The 20678-nt window shown below is 35.7% G+C and carries 25 protein-coding genes and 1 pseudogene; 3 read left to right on the top strand and 23 right to left on the bottom strand.

Annotation, left to right across the window (positions count from 1 at the left end; translation table 11 throughout):
* Positions 1 to 24: 24 nt before the first annotated feature.
* The 3 genes from maiA to HLV59_RS09055 are packed head-to-tail and all read right to left on the bottom strand — an operon-like array spanning position 25 to position 2945.
* Positions 25 to 663, bottom strand: a complete 639-nt coding sequence (gene maiA / locus HLV59_RS09065) for a maleylacetoacetate isomerase (RefSeq protein WP_171429800.1) — start codon at positions 661 to 663, stop codon at positions 25 to 27.
* A complete protein-coding gene (locus tag HLV59_RS09060) occupies positions 660 to 1880 on the bottom strand; it encodes a 3-hydroxybenzoate 6-monooxygenase (RefSeq protein ID WP_171429799.1) in 1221 nt (406 codons plus the stop codon). Before HLV59_RS09060 ends, maiA begins: the two co-directional genes overlap by 4 nt.
* Before the next feature lie 27 nt (positions 1881 to 1907).
* Positions 1908 to 2945: a cupin domain-containing protein gene (locus tag HLV59_RS09055; protein ID WP_171429798.1), complete on the bottom strand. Its 1038-nt coding sequence runs from the start codon at positions 2943 to 2945 to the stop codon at positions 1908 to 1910.
* Positions 2946 to 3099: 154 nt separating this feature from the next.
* Between HLV59_RS09055 and HLV59_RS09050 the strand changes: the two genes are divergently transcribed.
* Complete coding sequence (locus HLV59_RS09050; RefSeq protein ID WP_171429797.1) at positions 3100 to 3993, top strand: LysR family transcriptional regulator; 894 nt, start codon at positions 3100 to 3102, stop codon at positions 3991 to 3993.
* 99 nt (positions 3994 to 4092) lie between these two features.
* Here the strand turns inward: HLV59_RS09050 and HLV59_RS09045 are convergent, their stop codons facing one another.
* The 3 genes from HLV59_RS09045 to HLV59_RS09035 form a co-directional block, all read right to left on the bottom strand.
* Positions 4093 to 5484 carry an amino acid permease gene (locus HLV59_RS09045; protein ID WP_171429796.1) on the bottom strand — a complete coding sequence of 464 codons (1392 nt, stop codon included), beginning with the start codon at positions 5482 to 5484 and terminating at the stop codon, positions 4093 to 4095.
* 108 nt (positions 5485 to 5592) lie between these two features.
* Positions 5593 to 7158: a CoA-acylating methylmalonate-semialdehyde dehydrogenase gene (locus HLV59_RS09040; protein ID WP_171429795.1), complete on the bottom strand. Its 1566-nt coding sequence runs from the start codon at positions 7156 to 7158 to the stop codon at positions 5593 to 5595.
* Positions 7159 to 7213: 55 nt separating this feature from the next.
* Positions 7214 to 8596, bottom strand: coding sequence for an aspartate aminotransferase family protein (locus HLV59_RS09035; RefSeq protein WP_171429794.1), 1383 nt, complete (start codon positions 8594 to 8596; stop codon positions 7214 to 7216).
* Positions 8597 to 8692: 96 nt separating this feature from the next.
* On the opposite strand from HLV59_RS09035, the gene HLV59_RS09030 reads away from it, so the two are divergent.
* Positions 8693 to 9610, top strand: coding sequence for a LysR family transcriptional regulator (locus HLV59_RS09030; protein ID WP_125698678.1), 918 nt, complete (start codon positions 8693 to 8695; stop codon positions 9608 to 9610).
* Between the two features lie 98 nt (positions 9611 to 9708).
* Here the strand turns inward: HLV59_RS09030 and HLV59_RS09025 are convergent, their stop codons facing one another.
* The 3 genes from HLV59_RS09025 to HLV59_RS09015 form a co-directional block, all read right to left on the bottom strand.
* Entirely contained in the window at positions 9709 to 9894 is a 186-nt protein-coding gene (locus HLV59_RS09025; protein ID WP_125739880.1) for a hypothetical protein, read from the bottom strand.
* A 99-nt stretch (positions 9895 to 9993) separates the two neighbouring features.
* Positions 9994 to 10353 (bottom strand): hypothetical protein, encoded by a 360-nt coding sequence (locus tag HLV59_RS09020; protein ID WP_171429793.1) that lies wholly within the window; start codon positions 10351 to 10353, stop codon positions 9994 to 9996.
* A 231-nt stretch (positions 10354 to 10584) separates the two neighbouring features.
* Positions 10585 to 10800 carry a hypothetical protein gene (locus HLV59_RS09015; RefSeq protein ID WP_016145359.1) on the bottom strand — a complete coding sequence of 72 codons (216 nt, stop codon included), beginning with the start codon at positions 10798 to 10800 and terminating at the stop codon, positions 10585 to 10587.
* A gap of 351 nt (positions 10801 to 11151) precedes the next feature.
* On the opposite strand from HLV59_RS09015, the gene HLV59_RS09010 reads away from it, so the two are divergent.
* Entirely contained in the window at positions 11152 to 11328 is a 177-nt protein-coding gene (locus tag HLV59_RS09010; RefSeq protein WP_016145360.1) for a hypothetical protein, read from the top strand.
* Positions 11329 to 11579: 251 nt separating this feature from the next.
* On the opposite strand, the gene HLV59_RS09005 is transcribed toward HLV59_RS09010, so the two are convergent.
* The 14 genes and pseudogenes from HLV59_RS09005 to HLV59_RS08945 form a co-directional block, all read right to left on the bottom strand.
* On the bottom strand, positions 11580 to 11816 hold the full coding sequence (locus HLV59_RS09005) for a hypothetical protein (protein ID WP_016145361.1): 237 nt from the start codon (positions 11814 to 11816) through the stop codon (positions 11580 to 11582).
* A 193-nt stretch (positions 11817 to 12009) separates the two neighbouring features.
* The gene (locus HLV59_RS09000) at positions 12010 to 12150 is read right to left on the bottom strand and encodes a hypothetical protein (RefSeq protein ID WP_087088582.1); all 141 of its coding nucleotides are present in this window, start codon (positions 12148 to 12150) and stop codon (positions 12010 to 12012) included.
* Positions 12151 to 12429: 279 nt separating this feature from the next.
* Entirely contained in the window at positions 12430 to 12747 is a 318-nt protein-coding gene (locus HLV59_RS08995) for a hypothetical protein (protein WP_031948392.1), read from the bottom strand.
* A gap of 100 nt (positions 12748 to 12847) precedes the next feature.
* Positions 12848 to 13885, bottom strand: a complete 1038-nt coding sequence (locus HLV59_RS08990) for a hypothetical protein (protein ID WP_125698676.1) — start codon at positions 13883 to 13885, stop codon at positions 12848 to 12850.
* 128 nt (positions 13886 to 14013) lie between these two features.
* Positions 14014 to 14115: pseudogene (locus HLV59_RS18645) on the bottom strand (TetR/AcrR family transcriptional regulator); the annotation flags it as partial.
* A 413-nt stretch (positions 14116 to 14528) separates the two neighbouring features.
* Positions 14529 to 14990 carry a hypothetical protein gene (locus HLV59_RS08985; protein ID WP_171429792.1) on the bottom strand — a complete coding sequence of 154 codons (462 nt, stop codon included), beginning with the start codon at positions 14988 to 14990 and terminating at the stop codon, positions 14529 to 14531.
* Positions 14991 to 15108: 118 nt separating this feature from the next.
* Complete coding sequence (locus HLV59_RS08980) at positions 15109 to 15588, bottom strand: SMI1/KNR4 family protein (RefSeq protein WP_171429791.1); 480 nt, start codon at positions 15586 to 15588, stop codon at positions 15109 to 15111.
* 66 nt (positions 15589 to 15654) lie between these two features.
* Positions 15655 to 16161, bottom strand: a complete 507-nt coding sequence (locus HLV59_RS08975; RefSeq protein ID WP_171429790.1) for a DUF2247 family protein — start codon at positions 16159 to 16161, stop codon at positions 15655 to 15657.
* 101 nt (positions 16162 to 16262) lie between these two features.
* The gene (locus HLV59_RS08970; protein ID WP_320158873.1) at positions 16263 to 16547 is read right to left on the bottom strand and encodes a hypothetical protein; all 285 of its coding nucleotides are present in this window, start codon (positions 16545 to 16547) and stop codon (positions 16263 to 16265) included.
* A 313-nt stretch (positions 16548 to 16860) separates the two neighbouring features.
* The gene (locus tag HLV59_RS08965) at positions 16861 to 17439 is read right to left on the bottom strand and encodes an SMI1/KNR4 family protein (protein WP_171429789.1); all 579 of its coding nucleotides are present in this window, start codon (positions 17437 to 17439) and stop codon (positions 16861 to 16863) included.
* Between the two features lie 78 nt (positions 17440 to 17517).
* Positions 17518 to 18033 (bottom strand): hypothetical protein, encoded by a 516-nt coding sequence (locus HLV59_RS08960; RefSeq protein ID WP_171429788.1) that lies wholly within the window; start codon positions 18031 to 18033, stop codon positions 17518 to 17520.
* Positions 18034 to 18167: 134 nt separating this feature from the next.
* Positions 18168 to 18497, bottom strand: coding sequence for a hypothetical protein (locus HLV59_RS08955; protein ID WP_228721994.1), 330 nt, complete (start codon positions 18495 to 18497; stop codon positions 18168 to 18170).
* 56 nt (positions 18498 to 18553) lie between these two features.
* Positions 18554 to 19117 carry a TetR/AcrR family transcriptional regulator gene (locus HLV59_RS08950; protein ID WP_216606768.1) on the bottom strand — a complete coding sequence of 188 codons (564 nt, stop codon included), beginning with the start codon at positions 19115 to 19117 and terminating at the stop codon, positions 18554 to 18556.
* Positions 19118 to 19860: 743 nt separating this feature from the next.
* Positions 19861 to 20418 (bottom strand): Ltp family lipoprotein, encoded by a 558-nt coding sequence (locus HLV59_RS08945; RefSeq protein WP_171429787.1) that lies wholly within the window; start codon positions 20416 to 20418, stop codon positions 19861 to 19863.
* Positions 20419 to 20678 lie beyond the last annotated feature (260 nt).

Raw genomic sequence — 20678 nt, 5'->3', positions numbered from 1 at the left:
TCCTTCTATTAAGTTAATCACGACTCAAAATGCGTCGGCCTGCTGTTCAGGTGCCGCTTTTTGAAATGCTTCTAAGGTCATGCAATGTTGGTAAATTTCATTAATGTTTGGATAAGCCGATAAATCGACTTTAAAGCGCTCGGCAGAAACTACTTGTGGAACTAAATAGGCATCTGCAATGGTCGGTTGCTTGCCATAGCAGAACTTTTCGCGACTCTGGTCTTGTTCCAAAATATGCTCTAAAGCAGCAAATCCATCCTGAATCCACTTGGCACACCATGCATTAATTTGTGCTTCATCCAGCCCTAAGGTCTGGCGTAAATATTCAAGAACACGCTTGTTGTTTAAAGGATGAACGTCACATCCAACTAATGCAGCAATGGCACGGACTTTTTCACGACCCAACGCATCTGTAGGTAATAAAGCGGGTTCGGGATATTGTTCTTCTAGCCATTCGATAATGGCTGGACTTTGCAACAAGTTTCCCGACTCAGTTTCAAGTACGGGTACAAACCCTTGCGGATTTAAAGCTTTAAAAGCAGCTTGATGGTGTTCATTTTTAGCGAGCGAGATATAAGTCGCTTCATAGGCCAAACCCTTTAGGTTCAACACTATGCGAGTTCGATGCGATGTACCGCTACGGAAAAAACTATAAAGTTTCATGCCACATTCCCGTGATAGTTTTTCACTGCATCAAGGCAGTTATTGACATTCCAGCCATATAACCATTCCATTGCATCATAAAAACGTTCAGTAGGACGTCCACGCCACAAATCGTTGCGAACCAAGCGTTGCACACCTTTGGCATGGTAAATTTTGCCCATTTCACGTGAAGACAAAACTATGCGTGCTGTACGTGCCACACGTGCTTTTTGGTAAAGATCAAAAGCTTTTAAAATGTCATGGTCGGTAATACGTAACGCTTCGCCTAAAGTTACGGCGTCTTCCATTGCCATACATGCACCCTGCGCCATATATTGCGTGGTGGGATGTGCTGCATCGCCAAGTAATGTCACACGGCCAAAAGTCCATGTTTCAATCGGTTCACGGTCTGCGGTTGCCCAGCGACGCCAACTTTTAGGTAACTCAATCAATTGCCGGGCTTTCGGGCAAATCCCTTGAAAATAAGACAGCACTTCTTCTTTAGAACCATCGGTTACGCCCCACTGTTCTTGCTCACGGCTATGGAACGTCACTACAACGTTATATTCCTTTCCACCGCGCAGTGGATAATGTACAAGGTGGCAATTTGGCCCTACCCAAATACTGGCTGCATTCCATTTCAAGTCTTCAGGAAACTCGCGTTCAGGTACTACAGCACGGTAAACCACATGACCTGTAACCAATGCAGGGTCACCTACATAAGTGTCACGCACAACAGATTTAACCCCGTCCGCACCGATAACTGCCTGACCATGATATTTCTTCCCGTTTTGATCAGTAATCGTTACACCAGCATCATCTTGGTCAACTTTTTGAATATAACAATTAGTGATAATTTCTAAGTTGCCGTATTTTTTAGCGCCTTCGACCAATGAACCATGGATATCGGCACGGTGAATCACCGCATATGGGTTACCGAAACGTTCACGGAATTTTTCATCGGTTGGAATTTTGCCGACTTGATATTCGTCAATTGCATCATGCATAACCATATAGTCGGTATAGACCGCTTTACTGCGAGCAATCTCACCAATTCCTAGCGCATCAAAGGCATGAAATGCATTCGGGCCTAGTTGAATTCCTGCGCCGATCTCACCAATTTCAGGTGCCTGTTCAAAAACCTGTACCTTAAAACCTTGTTTTGCCAAAGCGAGTGCAGCTGCAAACCCGCCAATGCCGCCACCAGCAATTAATATCGGTTGTTGAGTATTTGACATGATTTATATCCTTATAAAATTTTCTATTTACTGGCGCTCACGCACAGAGTACAAACCCAGTTTCCGTTGTAAGGGCGCTTCATCTGCAATAAACAAATAACATGGTTGATCTGAGGTATTGATTAAATCAATATGAGAAAAACATGGCGCACATGCCGTATCAGCTTTGTTTAAATTGAAATCTTTCTGATCAATTTTGACTTGCAGCTGACCGTCAATCACATGAAAAATTTGGGCAGTAGACCGCGGTTGGAGCTGTAAAGTTTCATTTGGTCTGAGCATTAAAGCTGAGTAACCAATAATATTTTGGCAGTCATCACCAGTTTCAGGATTGATGTAAGTCACCTGAATTGGAGCTTGATGGTTTTTATCATCTGCAAGCGCATGCAAAACTTTTTTGGTTTCTTTCCAAGAGTAGCGTATGATCGGATACGAGACATTTTCACGGGTAAAATGTGCAGTTGGCACAATGCCCGTTCCATAATGATGGGCATTTCCGGCATTGGTCACTTTTTGGATTTCACCCGGTTGTACATAAGAAGCTTCCATGTAATAAACCAAAGGTAAATCCAGCACATCTAACCAAATGACAGGCTCATCGCCATCATGTCCATGTTCATGCCAAAGCCCTGATGGTGTAAGGATTAAATCCCCATGCTCCATCATGCATTTTTGACCTTCAACCGTCGTATATGCACCTTCACCCTCAACAATCAGACGTACTGCATTTGGGGTATGTCGATGTGATGGTGCCCATTCTTTTGGCAACAAAAGCTGCATGCCAAGATACATGACTGAACTGGCTTTCATATTTTCCAGACCATGTCCGGGATTTGCTAAAACCAATACACGGCGTTCAGCTTTTTCAATCGGTGTTAACTCACCTGCTTCGAGCAATAAAGGTTTAATATTCTGGAAATACCAAGCGGTGGCTACGGTCTGCGGCATCGGTTTATGCGGGGGCAATACATTACGTAAACTTGGCCATAAAGGGACTAAATTTGATTCTTCAAGTTGACCAAGATAACGTTTCGGTAAGTCATCTAACGTTGCTAACTGTTCCATTTCAGATCCTCTATTTATGGCCGATTGGTACAAGAATGCTTTGTACTTTTACGACCTATTCTTCCTTGATCATCAATGTAACAATCGAAAATTGTTGAATCTATGCACAAAAAACAATAGTCTGTATTGATAAAATCAATACAAGGAAATTAAAGTGTTTGATCTTGATACTCGGCTTTTACAAATTTTCTTTGAAATTTATAAACATAGCAGTGTGTCTAAAGCTGCCGAACAGCTTGAAATTGGACAACCGACTTTAAGTATTGCGTTAAATAAATTACGTGAGCATTTTCAAGACCCACTTTTTGTCCGTATTGAAAATAAAATGCAACCTACTGAGTTATCTAAACAAATATATCCGCTAGTTGTAGAAATTCTGAACCGACTAAAACTTGTTCAAAATTACAATATTGAATTTGATCCACAGACTTCAAATTATCAATTTAAAATCAGCATGACTGATATTAGCCATCTGGTTTTATTACCTAAGCTGATCAATTATTTACGTGCCCATGCCCCCAATATTCGCCTAGAAATTGTCCCAATTGATGCCAATACACCAGTCATGATGTCAAACGGTGATATTGATTTAGCTATTGGTTTTTTGCCTCAGCTTGAAGCAGGTTTTTATCAGCAAACGCTTTTCCAGCAACGTTATATTTGTATTGCCAGTAAAGAACACCCGAGGCTTACAGACACAACGCTTTCAGACCAAGAATTTCGCCAAGAGTTACATGTCGATATTTTTGCAACCGGTGGACACTATGTGCTGGAGCATGAGTTACAAAAACTGGGAGTAAACCGAAATATCCTGGTTCGTTTGCCAAGCTATTTAGGAGTTGGCTTGGTTGTTCAAGACACAGACGCGATTGCGACTATTCCTCATTATTTAAGTCAGGTGCTTTTAGTCAGAGGTGGTTTAAAAGTTTTAGAACCGCCTTATCATTTTCCAACTTATAGTGTAAAGCAGCATTGGCATGCACGGGTTCATCAAACACCCAGTAACCAATGGTTAAGAAGAGTATGTTTTGAGCTTTTTTCTGAATAGAAAATTTAACAGACACCATTAAAAATCTAATAAAAACAAAAGACTTTGCATAGGTGAACGAGATTTCACTACACAAAGTCTTTATACAATCTTTTTTAGTTAATCTAAATTCATGGCAACCGATCTGGATGCTTTACGCTTTCGCGTGACAAATAACCCGCAAATGACCACCAATAAAGTTACGCCTAAAGATAAAGTGGTTTCATAACTATAGGCTGGTGACAAGAACATATAACCTAAAACAGTCATAATCACTAAAATTACAAACCACGTTAACCACGGGAACAACCACATTTTAAAAGATATTGCTGCTCTTTCTTTTTCCAATTTATGTCTTAAACGTAGTTGTGAAAATGCAATCACTAGGTAAACCAGTAATGCGATTGAACCTGTGGTGGATAACAAGAACCCAAAGACTTGCCCAGGAAACATATAGTTCACCGCACAGCAAATCACACCAATCAAAGTAGACAAAAACACAGCAGAAGTCGGTACACCTGCTCTATTAATTTTTGTCACAACACTCGGTGCTTCCTGACGTGTACCTAAGGCAAATAACATTCGAGACGAGGTATAAACTGCGGCATTCATACAGCTTGCAACCGCAATAAAAACAACAGTGTCCATAATGAGTTTAGTCTCGGGAACATTCAGACTCATTAATACAAACTGAAAGGTGCCAAATTTTTGTAAGTCTGGTGAACGCCAATCGACCAAAACAACCGCAAGAAAAATCGAAACTACAAAGAATAAAATAATTCGGTAAAGCACTAAATTTGTAGCACGTTTAATTTTTTCTTCTGGATTTTTAGATTCTGCGGCAGCAATAGAAAGAATTTCTATTCCAAAAAATGAAAATGCCGAGATTAAAATTGCTGATAAAACACCGCCCATTCCGTGTGGCATAAAACCACCATTTGAAAATAGGTTACCAACACCACTGACATTTGTTGCTAAAGGCCACATTCCAAATACAGCCATTGCTCCAATAATAATAAACACTACAATCGCAATGACTTTAATGAGTGCAAACCAAAACTCAAACTCACCAAAACTTTTGGTACTAAAAAAATTGGCTAGGCTAAGTAAAATAATAAAGGCAAGCGCATAAACAGCACTGGACATTTGCGGGAACCATGCGTGTAAAATTTCAGCTCCCGCAATCGCTTCAATTGGAATCACCAACACCCAAAACCACCAATATAACCATCCAATGGTAAAGCCTGCCCAAGGACCGATGGCTTTACGGGCATATGTAGAAAATGAACCTGTATCAGGTTGGGCGACCGCCATTTCACCCAGCATGCGCATAACCAGAAAAACTAAAATACTTGTAATGATATAAGCGAGTACGGCGGCAGGCCCTGCTTTTGCAATTGCCGCAGAAGAGCCGACAAATAAACCTGCACCAATAACACCACCAATACTAATCATGGTGATATGTCGATTAGAAAGTCCTTCACTTAATTTTATTGTTTTCTCATTGTTCATATTCGACTCCTTCAAATTGACAAACTGATTTCAAAACCGTCTTAAAAATGTACTTCTCCAACTTGTACAAAACAAAAAAGGGAAAATCAGAGTTTTCCCTTTTATTGATTAATTTAATGTAGGCATAGCAAATTGTTTGGCTTCACGGACCTGCGTTGAAGGCCAACGTTGGGTAATGGTTTTACGACGTGTATAAAAACGCACACCATCTGGGCCATACGCATATAAATCACCGAACAATGAACGCTTCCAACCACCAAAGCTATGATATGCAACTGGTACAGGTAATGGCACATTGACCCCAACCATTCCCACTTGAATATTGCTGGTAAAATAGCGTGCTGCTTCACCATCACGAGTATAGATACACGTTCCATTGCCATATTCATGGTCATTAATGAGTTGCATTGCATCTTGCATGGTTTGTACACGAATGACCTGCAAAACAGGGCCAAATATTTCTTGCTGGTAACTTGTCATGTCTGGTGAAACTTGGTCAATTAAAGTCGGCCCAACAAAAAAACCTTTCTCATAACCTGCTGGTTTTGCATCACGACCATCTACAACAATTTTAGCACCTTGTTGCTCTGCACTTTGAATAAAAGCTTGTACTTTATCTTTATGTGCTTGCGTAATGAGCGGTCCGAAGTCATTACCTTCATCTGCATAGTGCCCAAACTTCAATTGCTTCATTTCTTGTTTTAATTTTTCAATCACCACATCGGCAACTTCATCGCCAATTGCAACTGCGACTGATAACGCCATACAACGTTCGCCAGATGAGCCAAACGCTGCACCTAACAAAGAAGTCACGACATTATCAATATCGGCATCAGGCATAATAATCGCATGATTTTTTGCTCCGCCTAAAGCTTGGCAGCGCTTACCATTTGCCGTTGCCGTGCGGTATATGTACTCTGCAATAGGCGTTGAGCCCACAAAACTAACCGCTTGAATTTTAGGATGATGCAGCAATGTATCAACTGCCTCTTTATCGCCATTTACAACGCTAAAAACACCATCAGGCAATCCAGCTTGTTTTAGAAGTTCCGCTAAAAATAAGGCAGCAGAAGGCGCTTTTTCTGAAGGTTTTAAAATAAAACAGTTACCGCAAACAATTGCCATCGGGAACATCCACAACGGAACCATTGCTGGGAAGTTAAAAGGTGTAATCCCCGCAACCACACCTAGCGGTTGGAACTCGCTCCATGAATCAATATCTGGACCCACATTTTTTGAATATTCACCTTTTAAGAACTCAGGTGCTCCGCATGCATATTCAACATTTTCAATGCCGCGTTGTAATTCACCTTTGGCATCGTGGCAAATTTTTCCGTGTTCCTCGCCAATCAGCTGGCAAAGCTTGTCAGCATTTTCTTCGAGTAGTTGCTTAAACTTAAACATGACACGTGCGCGTTTAATCACTGGTGTATCACGCCATGATGGAAAAGCCTGTTCTGCAATTTGAACCACTTGATTGACCAACTCAGCATCTGCAAGTGCAACTTCTTTGGCACTTTCACCAGTAGCAGGATTATAAACAGGCTGTTTCTTGGTGGTTTTAGTGACGAGTCCACCATCAATAAAATGCCCTACCACTTTAATGGCTTGCTGGCTTGAATCTGTATCTGTATTAGCACTAGTGTTGCTATCAAAATTCTCTAAAGTGTTCATCTTTATTCCTTGTGTCTACTCATCTTTTCCAGTTAAATCTCAAAATAAATAACCGTTATTTCACCTGATAAATTGCCTCACCCACGGCATTCATGAGCCGTTGCAACTCCACCTCTGTGCTATTAAACATTGGGCCAAATTGAAGCGTATCTCCCCCAAAACGCACATAAAAGCCTGCTTTCCAAAGCTGCATGCCAATTTCAAAACCACGAATCGTCGCATCGCCATCACGGGGTGCCAATTGCACAGCACCAATCAGCCCGCAGTTGCGTATATCGATAATATTTGGAGCACCTTTTAACTCATGTAGAAGTTTTTCAAAGCTTGGAGCCAAATCAGCCGATTGATGAATTAAGTTTTTCTTCTCTAAAACATCGAGCGTCGCTAAGGCCGCCGCACAAGCTACCGGATGCGCCGAATAGGTATAGCCATGGGTAAACTCAACCGCATGTTCAGGTAAATCTTGCTGCATAAAGGCATCATAAATTTCATGGCTGGCCACCACGCCACCCAGCGGAATAGCTCCGTTGGTAATTTGTTTGGCAAAATTTAAAATATCTGGCGTAACGTCAAAATACTCTGAAGCCGTCCATTTACCCATTCGCCCAAAACCAGTAATGACTTCATCAAAAATAAGTAAGATATCGTGTTGATCGCAAATTTCTCTTAAGCGTTTTAAATAACCAGTCGGCGGCACAATGCATCCTGCCGAACCAGAAACAGGCTCTATGATGACCGCAGCAATATTCGAAGCATCATGTAGCTCAATTAACTTAAGCATTTCATTGGCAAGCTCTACCCCACCGGTTTCTGCACAGCCTTTGGTAAAACTTAAATCGGGCTGTAAAGTATGTGGTAAGTGGTCTACATCCATAAGCTGACCAAACATTTTTCGGTTGCCACCGATACCACCTAGGCTTGTTCCCGCAACATTTACACCGTGGTAGCCACGTGCACGTCCAATCAGCTTGGTTTTGCTTGGTTTGCCTTTAATTCGCCAATAGGCACGTGCCATTTTAATTGCGGTGTCGGCAGATTCTGAACCTGAGTCGGTAAAGAACACATGCTGCAATTTTTCAGGCATATGCTGAATAATTCGTTCAGCCAATTGAAACGACAATGGGTGACCAAACTGAAATGCCGGTGAGTAATCCAGCTTTGACAACTGAGTACTCACGGCTTGTTGGATTTCAGGAAGCGTATGCCCAGCACCACAAGTCCAAAGGCCCGACAAAGAGTCGTAGACTTCGCGGCCTGCGCTATCAATTAAATAAGATCCTTTAGCACCAACAATCATGCGTGGATCTTTATGGAAATTACGATTTGCAGAAAATGGCATCCAATGCGCTTGATAATTTAAGCTCATCTGAGCATTTGATTGAACGGTTTCCGATGCAGAATCATCATCAGTTAATTTGTCGATATCAAACATAATCACTCTTCTTGTTTTGAGGCTATTTTTTGAGTGTACATAGCGATATAGTTTTGATAAATTCAAATTATCTTGAGTTTAGATTTAAAAAAACAAACCTAAATGAAACCTAAAAAATTAAATCAAGTCACTGATTTTGATATTAAATTACTTAAAATATTTAAAACGGTTTGTGACTGTCACAGCTTTACATCTGCCGAAAGTATTCTTGGTATTAGTCGTTCTGCAATTAGTTTGCATATGAGCGATTTAGAAAATCGTCTGGGCATTCGGCTATGCCAACGTGGCCGCGCAGGGTTTGCATTAACTGATGAAGGTCGGGAAATTTTAGAATATATAGAAGTGCTCACCGCTTCTATCGAAGACTTTCGCTCTAAAGTCAATCAAATGCATAACCGTCTAAAGGGTGAATTTAATATAGGTATTATTAATAACCTTGTGACCATGCCAAGTGGCTATATTACCAATACGCTGGCACAACTCGCCGAAGAACATTCTGAAGTAATTATTAACATTAGCATGAGTACACTTTCAGATATTGAGTGCCGTGTATTAGACAACCGTTTACATGCGGGAGCAATTCCTCTTGTTACTCCGCTGTCTGGCCTAGACTATTTTGATTTATATAGTGAAAGTTCGTTTTTATATTGCGGCAAAAACCATCCCTTGTTTGGCAAATGTAGCAAGATGGATTTAGATGAATTAAAAAAATGGCAAGCGGTACTTCCCAATTATGCAATCACACCTGAAGCGGCAAAGTTGCACCAGCTTTTAGACTGTAAAGCGACAGCAAGTGACCGTGAAGGAATCGCATTTCTAATTTTAACTGGAAAATTCTTAGGTTTTTTACCCGACCACTATGCAAAAAAATGGGTAGAAGATGGTTTTATGCAAGCTGTATCAAAGGAAAAAATGCATTACAGCACCCCCATTTGCTTAATTACTCACAAAGGTAAAAACCATAATATTATTTTAAAAACCTTTATGGAAATGCTTGAGAAGCGGGTGCTTAACAGCTAAATACTATCTGAACTTTATTGTTAATTGATTTAAAAACAAAAAACCTCCCAAAGGAGGTTCCAAGCAAAACCTAACTCATACTGTAATTATTATAAGTTTTAGCAATTCCCCTTTTTCGCTTGTCCAGGAGGACAAAAACGGCCATGACTACGTCCATCATGATAGCCACCGTCAATCAAGCGACCATCTGGATCAACCACAACACTTCCTTCACGAGTATGTACAGCACAAGCTGTTAAACTCAATCCACTCAACACAGTCAAAATCAATAAAATATTTTTCATAATTAACTCCTTTTTTCTCTTCAAAAATAAAATTAGTTAGAGCTTTTTTCAACCAAGAATTTGTTATCAATACTTTAGTTTTTAGGTATTCTTAATTAATTAACCACATGAACTAGCCACTATTCTTTTTGTTTTTGGGGCGATTACTATAGTGACTCTGTCTGGACGAAATTCTTCTGTAACTGGTTCTCCAACGTAAGCACTTCGATAAACTCTCGCATTAGTCATCGACAGAACTTGTTTGTCTGTTAAGCCAGTTTTACCAATAAGATTTTTAACTTTAATAGGATCACAATCAAAAGACGTGTCCCATTCTTTACTTGTGCTAGTGACTGGTGGCTTAAGTTTTTGATCTTGTTGTTTTCCTTGAACTTGTTTAGGAATCTCAGAATTTAATTTATTATTTGAACAAGCTGAGAGCAAACTTATCAAGAGACCAACACAAATATATATTTTCATATCTTTTAAATTTTCTAATTATCCAGTTGCTATCAATATATCATGAGTTAAAAAAGAGAAATTATTATTCTATCTAATGCTTACTTCTACTTGGTTTATTACACTTTTTCATTACTGTTTTCATCTATAACTATCAAAACTGAGCAAAATTAAACAAATTTGTTTTTTGATCAAAGTAGAACGCATCATTATCCTTTTAAAATCAACTATTAAAAAACCCACCTAAGTGAGTCATTTATATTCTATATAATAGCTGTTGCCATCGGAACTGTTGAAAACCATATTTGAAGTAGGGTAAATAAATTCCCCTCTTAACAAAATATATTCAACAGTGGTTCTTTGAACTCTAGATGAATAATTGATTTTATTAGTATTTACCTCTTTATAGCTTGCCTGTGCTCTTAGTTCCTTTCCTTGATAATCAATAATGGTAATGTCTTTTAGCATTCATATGCTCCAATTTAATCAGACATAGTATGCTTAACAAAATTTTTATACTATCAATATTTTGTAGACAATTAGATTGAGTGATTTTTTAAAATTTATGCATTCACTACTTTGAAAAAATTTATATATGTGTGCTTTATGTACCCTACTTGAAATATGGATAGCATAATTCCAAGTTTTAAAGGAAAGGATTCAACGAGTTGTATATAATTGATTTTATTTATGAAATATGTAGTCGTAATAAAACCCATTTCTATGACATATCAACACATATCAGTCTTAAAACTACCGCAATGTAAAGGCATTTAAAGCGTACTATGGGCTTTCCCTAGTAAAGATAAGAAGATAAAAATGTCAGGTTTTAAAAGTTTTTCTCAAAATACAACTAACCACGCTAATATCATTAAAGCTCAAATGAACAAGCATTCTGCAACCACGCCCCCTACTGAAACTCAACCTTCAGAAGTTCCTGGCACCGTAAAAGATCTGCCAGAGAATAATGATCAACCTGATCCGAACAACAAATAATTTCTTATTAACAGTGCCTTAAGTTGTTTTAAGGCTTTGCTACTATTAAGAATAAATTAGTGCACTGATTTATTATACTATTAACTACTTTTATCAATTTGATTTGTTTAGTTATTTAAGAAATTGCAGCCATTCATCCCAGAAAATTGATATGACTAGTCTCTCAGATATGAGGGGCTTTTTTAATTGTTTTTCCACTTAACCAGTCCTTATCTTCTCATAAAAAAGAGCACCTCAGTGCTCTCTCATCCTTATTGATTTTTATATAAGGCAAAATTTATGGCCCTATCATATGCCTGTTCCTGTAACTCCGTATATACATAGAAATGCTGTTCTGCCTTGGTAACAGGATTAATAAGTTTCATTGGTTCATAACTATGAGTATTTAAATCATGAGGATCAACATCAAAAGCTTCTAATTGCTGCTCTCTCCACTCTCCACTTAGTACACCACCTACACAAAGCCATTTCGTTGTATTGTCTGACATATCTAATCCTTATTTTTGGAGGTGTACACATACCATATCACGCCGACCTTTAAGCCGTATTATTTTTTTCATGACTAAAAAAATCGATCATCTAATTAAATGACATCTTCAACAAAGTAATTTTAGGATCCATCACAACAAAAAAGCCCATCTTCCGATGAGCTTTTTTATTAATTAAGATTATTAATATGTATTAGGCTTTAAATTCTGCTAATACAAATTTTTTAACGATTTCATCGAAGTTTGGGTTCAGAAGAGCTGGCTTGCTATTTTTTATAGTTTTATACCAATAACTCGCTGCAACTCCCATACTAACCAAAGCTAACAATTTCATTGTTCACCTCACTTATTGGGAAGAGTGAAACTTAAAGTATCATTCGCGTTTGTAGCGTTCCAACTCGTTTTAGGGAGGTTTCTGTATATATTTTAAGCAATGTGTAATATAAAGAATCACATCTTTGTGAGCTTTTTAAGCTTCAGAATGAGAATATCTTTATATTATTCCAGACCATATTAATTCCCCCTCCTATAATAACCTACACAGAAAATAGGCTCTATGAGAGAGCATCCTTTCAAAACAAGATGTTTCCAAATAGATTAACTTCATTTTACATCATTCTTTACACTTAACTTTCAAAATCGCTGCTTTTGTATTCACTGGAATAATCATTCCTGAATTGTAGGCAGTGTGATGATTTACAATTTTGTTATTACTATCTAACTCATCAAAACCTTTATTCTTGCATACTTCTTCCGCCTTATTGATGAGCTTTGATCGTAAAGCATCTCTTGAACCAAATGCATTGCTTTGAGCATGAAGTTGATAAATTCCAGGATTTATCTCAGCTACGGTAGGCGGAAACATTTGCAAACAGCCTGACAACATGAAGGAAACTATGCCCAGAATAGTTATTAATTTGGTCTTTTTCATTTAAATGATCTTCAAAAATAATTAAGCACAATAAAGTTTAAAAATGACAATATAATTTCAATAATTAAGTTCTCATTTTTGAGAATAAAAACATCTGAAATTAATTCAATAAAGTCTGATTAATCAATGATTCAATTTTTTGAGAAGCAACTGAATTATAGTAAGTACATTCATTCTTTGCTTCTTCAATCGCACTTTGGAACGAAATTACATCAATATTATTATTAAATGAATCAAGTGATCTTTCATAACCTGCAACTAAAGTCTCAATTGAAGTATTAGGATTCTTTTGCCAATAACCTGAAGCTAATTTATTGTCTATATTCATATAAACCGAAATCGTATAATACTTAGGATCATTTGCCTCAGTATTTAAATAAGCCCACTGTACATTGCCCCATTTTCCAGTAACGGCATTACTTCCGGCTAAGGAAATATAATTTGAAAGGTTATTAACACTAACACCATTAACAAAAGCCAAGCTGTCCGTATTTGTGATTACATAATAAGGTACTGAATAGCTTGTTCTTTCAACCTGAAAACATTTCGCTCCTGCTGGAAATATATTTTTCTTAGTTAAAGCTAAAAAATCTTTAAACTGATCACCAATAAGTTCTGGATGAAAAAATACACTTGTAGGAATTTTCTCGGCAAGAAGATTCCAATATACAGCGGTTCTGTCACTTATCCTGACATTTTTTAAATCAACCCAGCGTCCTTTCTCTTCTATAACAATATTTTTTAGACCATCTTTGTTATAAGGAGTTTTTCTAAGTGTCGTTCCATCTTGTGAAGTAGATCTCAAAATATAACGTCTATAACCCAATGGATACTTCGTCTCATCAGGTCTATAAAGGCCATCTGTACTTAACATTAAGCGTCCAATATCTGGTTCAGTACCTTTATCTAACTTAGGATAATCAGCATACCAAATATTTCCATTTCTTGAATTCTTTGTAATCTCAACAAATGTTGTATCAAACTGAATAGATCCCCATTTGTAAGAAGTAGTATTATCAAACTCTGTATTAAGAATTTCATCTTTTGTTGTGGCAACAGTATCGCTACTTCCTCCACCACCACACCCCACTATAAGACCTGAAAGTAGCAAAAGAAAAATAGTTTTATTAAGTGTCATCAAATTTACTCTTTTTTATCGACTGGTATAAAATGCTTTTAAATATAATAATTTAAAATTTTATTATATGAAATCATTAATTCTCAGTTTTAACTATCTTTAATAGCAGACGTGATAATAAAAAACTATTAACGGCCCATCCCACCCAAAAACCTCTCCACCACCACATCCTGATCCTCCAAACTCTTTGAGCTTAAAATCTGGAACATCAAGCCATCAATTAATTTTAGGAAAGTGCCCTGAGTGTGTTAAGTACTTACAGACAGTGAAGAGTAATATAAAATGTTTGAGGAGTTAAATAAAAAAGATACAGAATAAAAGTATGAAAATACGTTTATGCTAAGTCACATATATCCTATATACAAAAAGCCCATCTTCCGATGAGCTTTCAAATATCTTCTATAATCTTCATGTACATCAAATGAACCATTTTTATATAGTTTTATACCTGCCCCTACTTTTAGATCTTTTGGCGCTGAGTTAAAGGTTTGAACACTTGAAATTTAGTCATTTTGAATAATGATGAGCTTGATATTATGATCGATAATGCACTAAAAACAGTAGAAAATTAGATACCTTTAAGTTCAAAAATCTGTTGATATATGACGATAAAAGCCCTCGTTGAGAGGATATTCAGATTTAGCTACTCAAAGATAATTTTTGACTCAAATGATAATTCGCCATGCTCGTAAATATCTTTAAATAATTTTAATGCCAACTCTAAATCTTGATTAACATATTTCGCTTGCCATTCATCCTCATGTGGCTCAAAAACATAAACTTCTTCAGGATTTTTAGCTTTTCTGTTCACAAGGTGTAAATAAGTACCTTCAGGATATTCTTCATTTTCACTAATACTGCATCCAAACAAATAACCATATCTAGAATCACAAACCATGCTATAGCTATCAATATCACTATACGCCAATCGCCCAGAATCTTCGGAATAATTAGCATCTGTTTTATGAATAATGACACTACCACCCACTGAATAAACATTCTTGACTATATTTGATAGTTTTTCCCAACCGATTTCTTTTAGATCAACTCTTTTTTCTGAAAAAAATGGTTTTCTTAAAACATAACTACAAACATATAAAATCATTAGTAACCTTTAACATTCACTGTACCAACTGCTCCGTCTCCAAACTGCTATTTTTTAAACTACTGGCACTCTGTTAAATAACAGTATTAGTTAAAAATCAAAAAATTATCATAGAATGCTAATACTCAATAAATTCATGTAATGAATTTATAAAATGTGCAAAGTTATCTGCTAGATACAAAACCTTTCTTTTACCCTCATTCATTCCAAAATCATAGAATTCATCGTGTAAAACAAGCACGATCTTAGGTTGATCTTTTATCCAAGGGAATCTGTAATCGAAACAAATGAAATTCCCACCAGGTGTAGATCCAAAGCTAATTAATTTTCCCTCATAGTCATCATCACCTTCGGGAAATTGCATCCCTTCTATTCGAGGTTCATGCAAGTATCCTCCCAACTCTACTGTACTGATATTTAGTTCACCATCAGTGTCAACATAATCAAAGCTAGAAATTTCAGGATAAATGCCATCATGCTGAGAAATAAGTTCAATATATTCTGGCGGAAATACTACCTCTAAGGTAGCTGCAAAATTTTCAATAATTTCTTTATTAATTGCGCCATTTGGATACTGATCCCCAATATCTTGTAGCATTTGATGGTTCTCCAGTAGTAAAAAAATTTGCCTAATATTCTTAAGTGTCATAAATCACACAGTGCTTTATTTGTACTTTAGAGCACTCTGTTGTAAATAATTTTCCCAATTCTTCATTAAGCGACTAATATTTTCTGTATAAGAATACAATGATGGATTATATCCATCCGTAGGAGGCATATATTTAATAAAATTATCGATTTCGGCTGGATAATCAAAATCTGTATAAATACGTTCCACCTCATCTAAAGGATCTTCAAAACTTTCTCGATTAATCCAGAGCCAACTAAGAATTACATATAACCATTTTTGACTGATGTTCTCATATTCATTTTCTTTAAAGTTAGGACATAGTTCATTAATAAAAGGAGTGATGTCATTTGATTCACTCGGGATAAGGAATGACAGCTCAAGTTCAGCTTTAGTATAGTCCCCTGTTAATAAACTATTTTCTGCTTTTTTGATTGGTATTTCTGAAGTGAGAAGATTATTTTCATAGCCCCATTTGATATCACACCATGAAAGGTTCACCTTTTCATCAATAAAATCAGCAGGTATTGGAAACAACGTCATCTCTTTGTGTCTCGGTTCTTAATAAAAAGACTGTAATTCTACTATGTGCAAAATCTTAACAAGTAATAGTTTATTGATTATCAAGCATATATTTAAAAATATTATAACAATTTCAAACTCAGTCTTTTAGCCTCGGCTTCATCACCATACCACCACACTGGTATATCTTTGACTTTAGCTGACATTTCTTCATTAGGACCTAGATCACTTTCTAATGAATAGTAGTCCCCATTTTGATATCTCGGCATAATTATACTATTTATAAATAAATCATAGGCTTGTTGATAGCAATGTGGACATGAAGGTAAAGAGTTTAAAAACCTTTTAGTATTATTCTCAATATAATTACGATAAAGAGAACCACCATTAACAGCATATTCTGGCAAATCCTCATTTAAAAAAGTATATCTTCCCCATCTATGGTATCTAGTATATGTTTTTCATAAAATTTTAACGAATACGCCAAATTTTCAATACTATATTTTTTATAAGCTTTTAATAATTTATTTAATTCTCTTATTTCTTTCATCAGGCAATCTCAATAGTTTTCACAATAAAAAAATATTCCTTAAGAATAGTTAACTTAATAATTATAAATTTAAAAACCAATATTTCGGAATAAAATAATTTAAAATTCATAAGATAGTTTTAATATATAGGTTGCAAAACTTTTTAAAAATAAAGTTGTGTTATTTCTATTTAGCTAGAAAGCAATAATCTTCCTGTTGTTAACTCATCGAATAAAGTAGGATCTTCATCACCTCGAATTGTGCCTTGAGATGAATATGAACCTAATCTCTTTCTGTATCGAATTAAGTACTCAAATAGTGTTCCAAATCTTTTTACTGTATTACTATTTTCATTCCACTCATAAACATAATCATTATCATCCTTTGTATACATAAAGAAAATATTAGCATGTTCATTCTCACCACAAATCTCAAAATATTGTTCTTCAGCTAAATCTAATTTCTCACTATTCTCTCTATAATTGATAGCAAGTTCTTCATCAGCCATTAAATTTTTTTGCCTTTGTATATTAAATCCCGCATTTCTATAATATCTGTATATGTAAAAATCATCACCAAAAATCAACCCTCCTGAACATTTACCCATAGTTGTTAGCAACTCTTTCAATTGACCATGCACAGAAATATTATTTAATTTCTCAATTTCAGCGATTTCTTGTTCTGAATATCCATTAACCTTTTCTAATTTTTCAATAAAATAATTTTTTTCAGCTTTAATAGAAGAAAGCATAGTCACCAAATTACTCATATAAAGTACCTTATAGATTGGGAAGCCTTAAAATAGATCTATAAATATTCACAACTTAGTATACCAAATTAAAAACTTTTACACATAATTACCATTCTCATCCAGCTCGTCTTTTGGCCTATTATGATAATCAGAAATTAAAAAACTAAAATAATCCATCATATTAGCCATAATGCTTCTTGAAAAATTCAAGTCCATATAAATTCCATATTTTATATTTTTATGTACATCAAAAAATGTTTGCATAATTATACTGAAGAAATCCAACCAATCATCATCAACATTTTTATTGTTGTTATTGGTTATAGTTATTGATAAAATTTCATTTCTTTTTTCTAGAAAAACACCAATGAGGTATCCTCTTAAGTAGTCATGAAATGCAGACAAATTACTTCCAAAATGTTTTGTATTTGCATGAATGTCATTCAAATGCTCCCGATTATTTCCATATATTTTATCACCAAAAAAATCATAAACTTCTTGAATTTCTTCAAAATCAGATATATCAAAGCAAACTTTAATAACTTGCTTACTTGTAATATCTTGCTCAGTAAAAAAATGACATGAGTCATCTTTCATTTTAATATTCTGCACAATAAAACTCCAACACTATGAAAAGATTAACGTAGTTTTCATTCATACTTTTCACTGTCGTATATCCAATCTATACATAGCCACTCCTATGTTAAATTAACAACTATATTTTTGAAAAGTTAATTCATATAGACTCAATAATTAATATTTCCAAGTTGTTTTTTAAATATTTTTAATGCTTCATGTCTAGTTTTTTGTGTATATCTTTTTGGCATACTTGCTATTTTATTGAGTATTAAGATTATTTCATCAGAAATATACTCGGATTTTTTATTCAATAGGTTTAGAGCTAATATTGTCCAATATTCTGAAGTACTATCTGATAGAGCAAAAATAAGTATTTCTCTAATTTGTTCAAAAGAATAGACTTCAACTATATTCTCAACTTCTTTATTTTCAAGTATTAATAAACCATCCCTCACATCTTGCATTAAAATCCTCTCAATTATTTGTTTAGTTTTCATGGTCTACAGTTATAACTTTAAATTAATCTCTAACCTTTAGTTAGTAAAATTTAGAATTAAGCATTATCAAATGTTACCCCAAAAAACCTCCCCTCCACCACATCCCTCTCCTCCAAACTATTTGAACTTAAAATCTGGAACATCAAACCATCAATTAAGTTTAAAACCATGTCTGCACTTGGTTTTAATGCATGAGTTTCCAAACTAAAAACCAGATCAAAAAGTTCTCGAAGCAGCCATTTTCTATACTCAATTGCCATACGGTAGGCCTGCGGGTAAATCTGTTTAATTTCAAAAATGGCTTTCAGTAATAGATGGTACAGGCTATTAAAATTGACATGTAAAACAATAATCTCTTTGATTTTATCGCTTGAAGTTCGATAATGGCTTGAGTAAATAATTGCTAGAACTTCTTCTTTGAGTTTGCTTTTTTGAAAGGATACGCACATTTCAATAAGCCGCTGTTTTGAGTGAAAGTAGTTATAAAAAGTGGCTTTAGGAATTTTGGATTTTTTGACAATTAAGTCCACACCCGTATTGTGAAATCCATAGTTATTGAACAGTTCTATTGCGGTATGGATGACTTGTAATTTTTTGGAAGATTTTTCTAAAGTTGGCATAGTTTTACCGTTATAAATAAATTTTTGTTGTATATAAATGAGATACTTTTTTGGGAGAAAAAAAGGCACAGCAAAGCCGTAAAGACTGTGCTTGGCACATCTCAAGTTTTATTGTTGCTAAGTTTTAGACGTAATGATTTAAAGCCTGAAAAGCCTAACGGCGATCGAGCTGCTTTAAAGTGATTTAAGTTGTGTCGTTGTAGACCTTGGCAATGTCTGCCAATAAATGATGAATGTGCATAGCCAACTCCTTCTATTGGGAGTTCTGCCGAAACATTATAAATTATGGTGGCAGAACGGAAGCAGGTTGACGGACTGGGTTCGACATCCAGCACACTCGAAAGTGTCCCACTCCCGTCCTACCGCTACGGGAGGGAACGAGGTGTGCACACAAGACTATTCCTCAGAAGAAATAATCCTGATGTGGTCGATCATCGGTCCGTCAAAACCGACTGGCAATGTAGGCCAGCCCGTAAATGGTAATCTTCAATATTTGAGCTGTCAATGTAAAATTGGCTAGAAAATATTTAATTAATTATTGTTTTTCATTTAATTACATAATTAAGGAATATCTTAAATATTGACTTAATAAAGTTGTTAGTTGTAAATAATTATTTAAAGATTTTATATTCTGGATAAAGAAATCCGCTAGGCTATTAATAATATTAAAGGCGTAGCGGAAAGTTATAATGATAATGAATTAGTCATCCATAATTTTTAGATGTTTCTTATCCAGTAATAACTTACGAACATGCCCCTACTTGTTGTGCTCCGTATTGGGCTTGTTGTTCAGTAAATCTGTCACCAGCACTGGACGAAAGTTGGTCAATAAGACCTCTACAAGAAAAACCTGTTAGTTCTATATATTGTTGTGCTGCTTCTACTGCTTCCTGATTCCAATCTACATCCATGCTATCGACCGCAGCTTTAGCATCTGCATAACTAAAGCCATCTCCAGCGCTTGAAGATAATTGATCAATTAAGCCTTTACGAGAAAAACCCATCAGATCAAGATATTGCTCTGCCGCTCTAACAGCATTGCGTTGTTGATTAGTCAGATTAGAGTTGATTACAACTGTCGTATTTTGATTGTCGGCTTTATTTGCTGCATCAACTGCTGCTTGTGCCTCTTTTGCAGCTTCAACTGCTTCACTTGCAGCAGTGATAGCTTCTTGCTTTGCTGATTCACTGGCATTATTTGAGGAAGATGATGATACTTTTGAACTGTTCCCTCCCACAATAAGAGCTAACACAAAAATAATAGTAAATAGAATACCTACCCACATAAAAAATGTCTTCATATCCTATTTCTCCTAAATTTTTAAAATCGATATTGTAAAAGTAAAGTTATGTGTTTTCTGTGTTATTGGTTTGTATTTAACCTAATTATTAAGGTAGATTCAAGAATAATTAGCTCTTCTAGCTTTACTTTAAGCTGTACAAAAAAAATTCTTCCTAACTCGTCAAATAATTAATTATATTTATAATAATAGAACGAATTACATCTTAGCTAATCCAGATTATTAGTATTTTATTTCTATATATTCCTAACTATAGCCGC

It is taken from the genome of Acinetobacter lactucae, assembly GCF_013122135.1.
In the GTDB taxonomy this organism is placed as follows: Bacteria; Pseudomonadota; Gammaproteobacteria; order Pseudomonadales; family Moraxellaceae; genus Acinetobacter; species Acinetobacter lactucae.
This window is presented reverse-complemented; position numbering and strand designations above follow the sequence as displayed.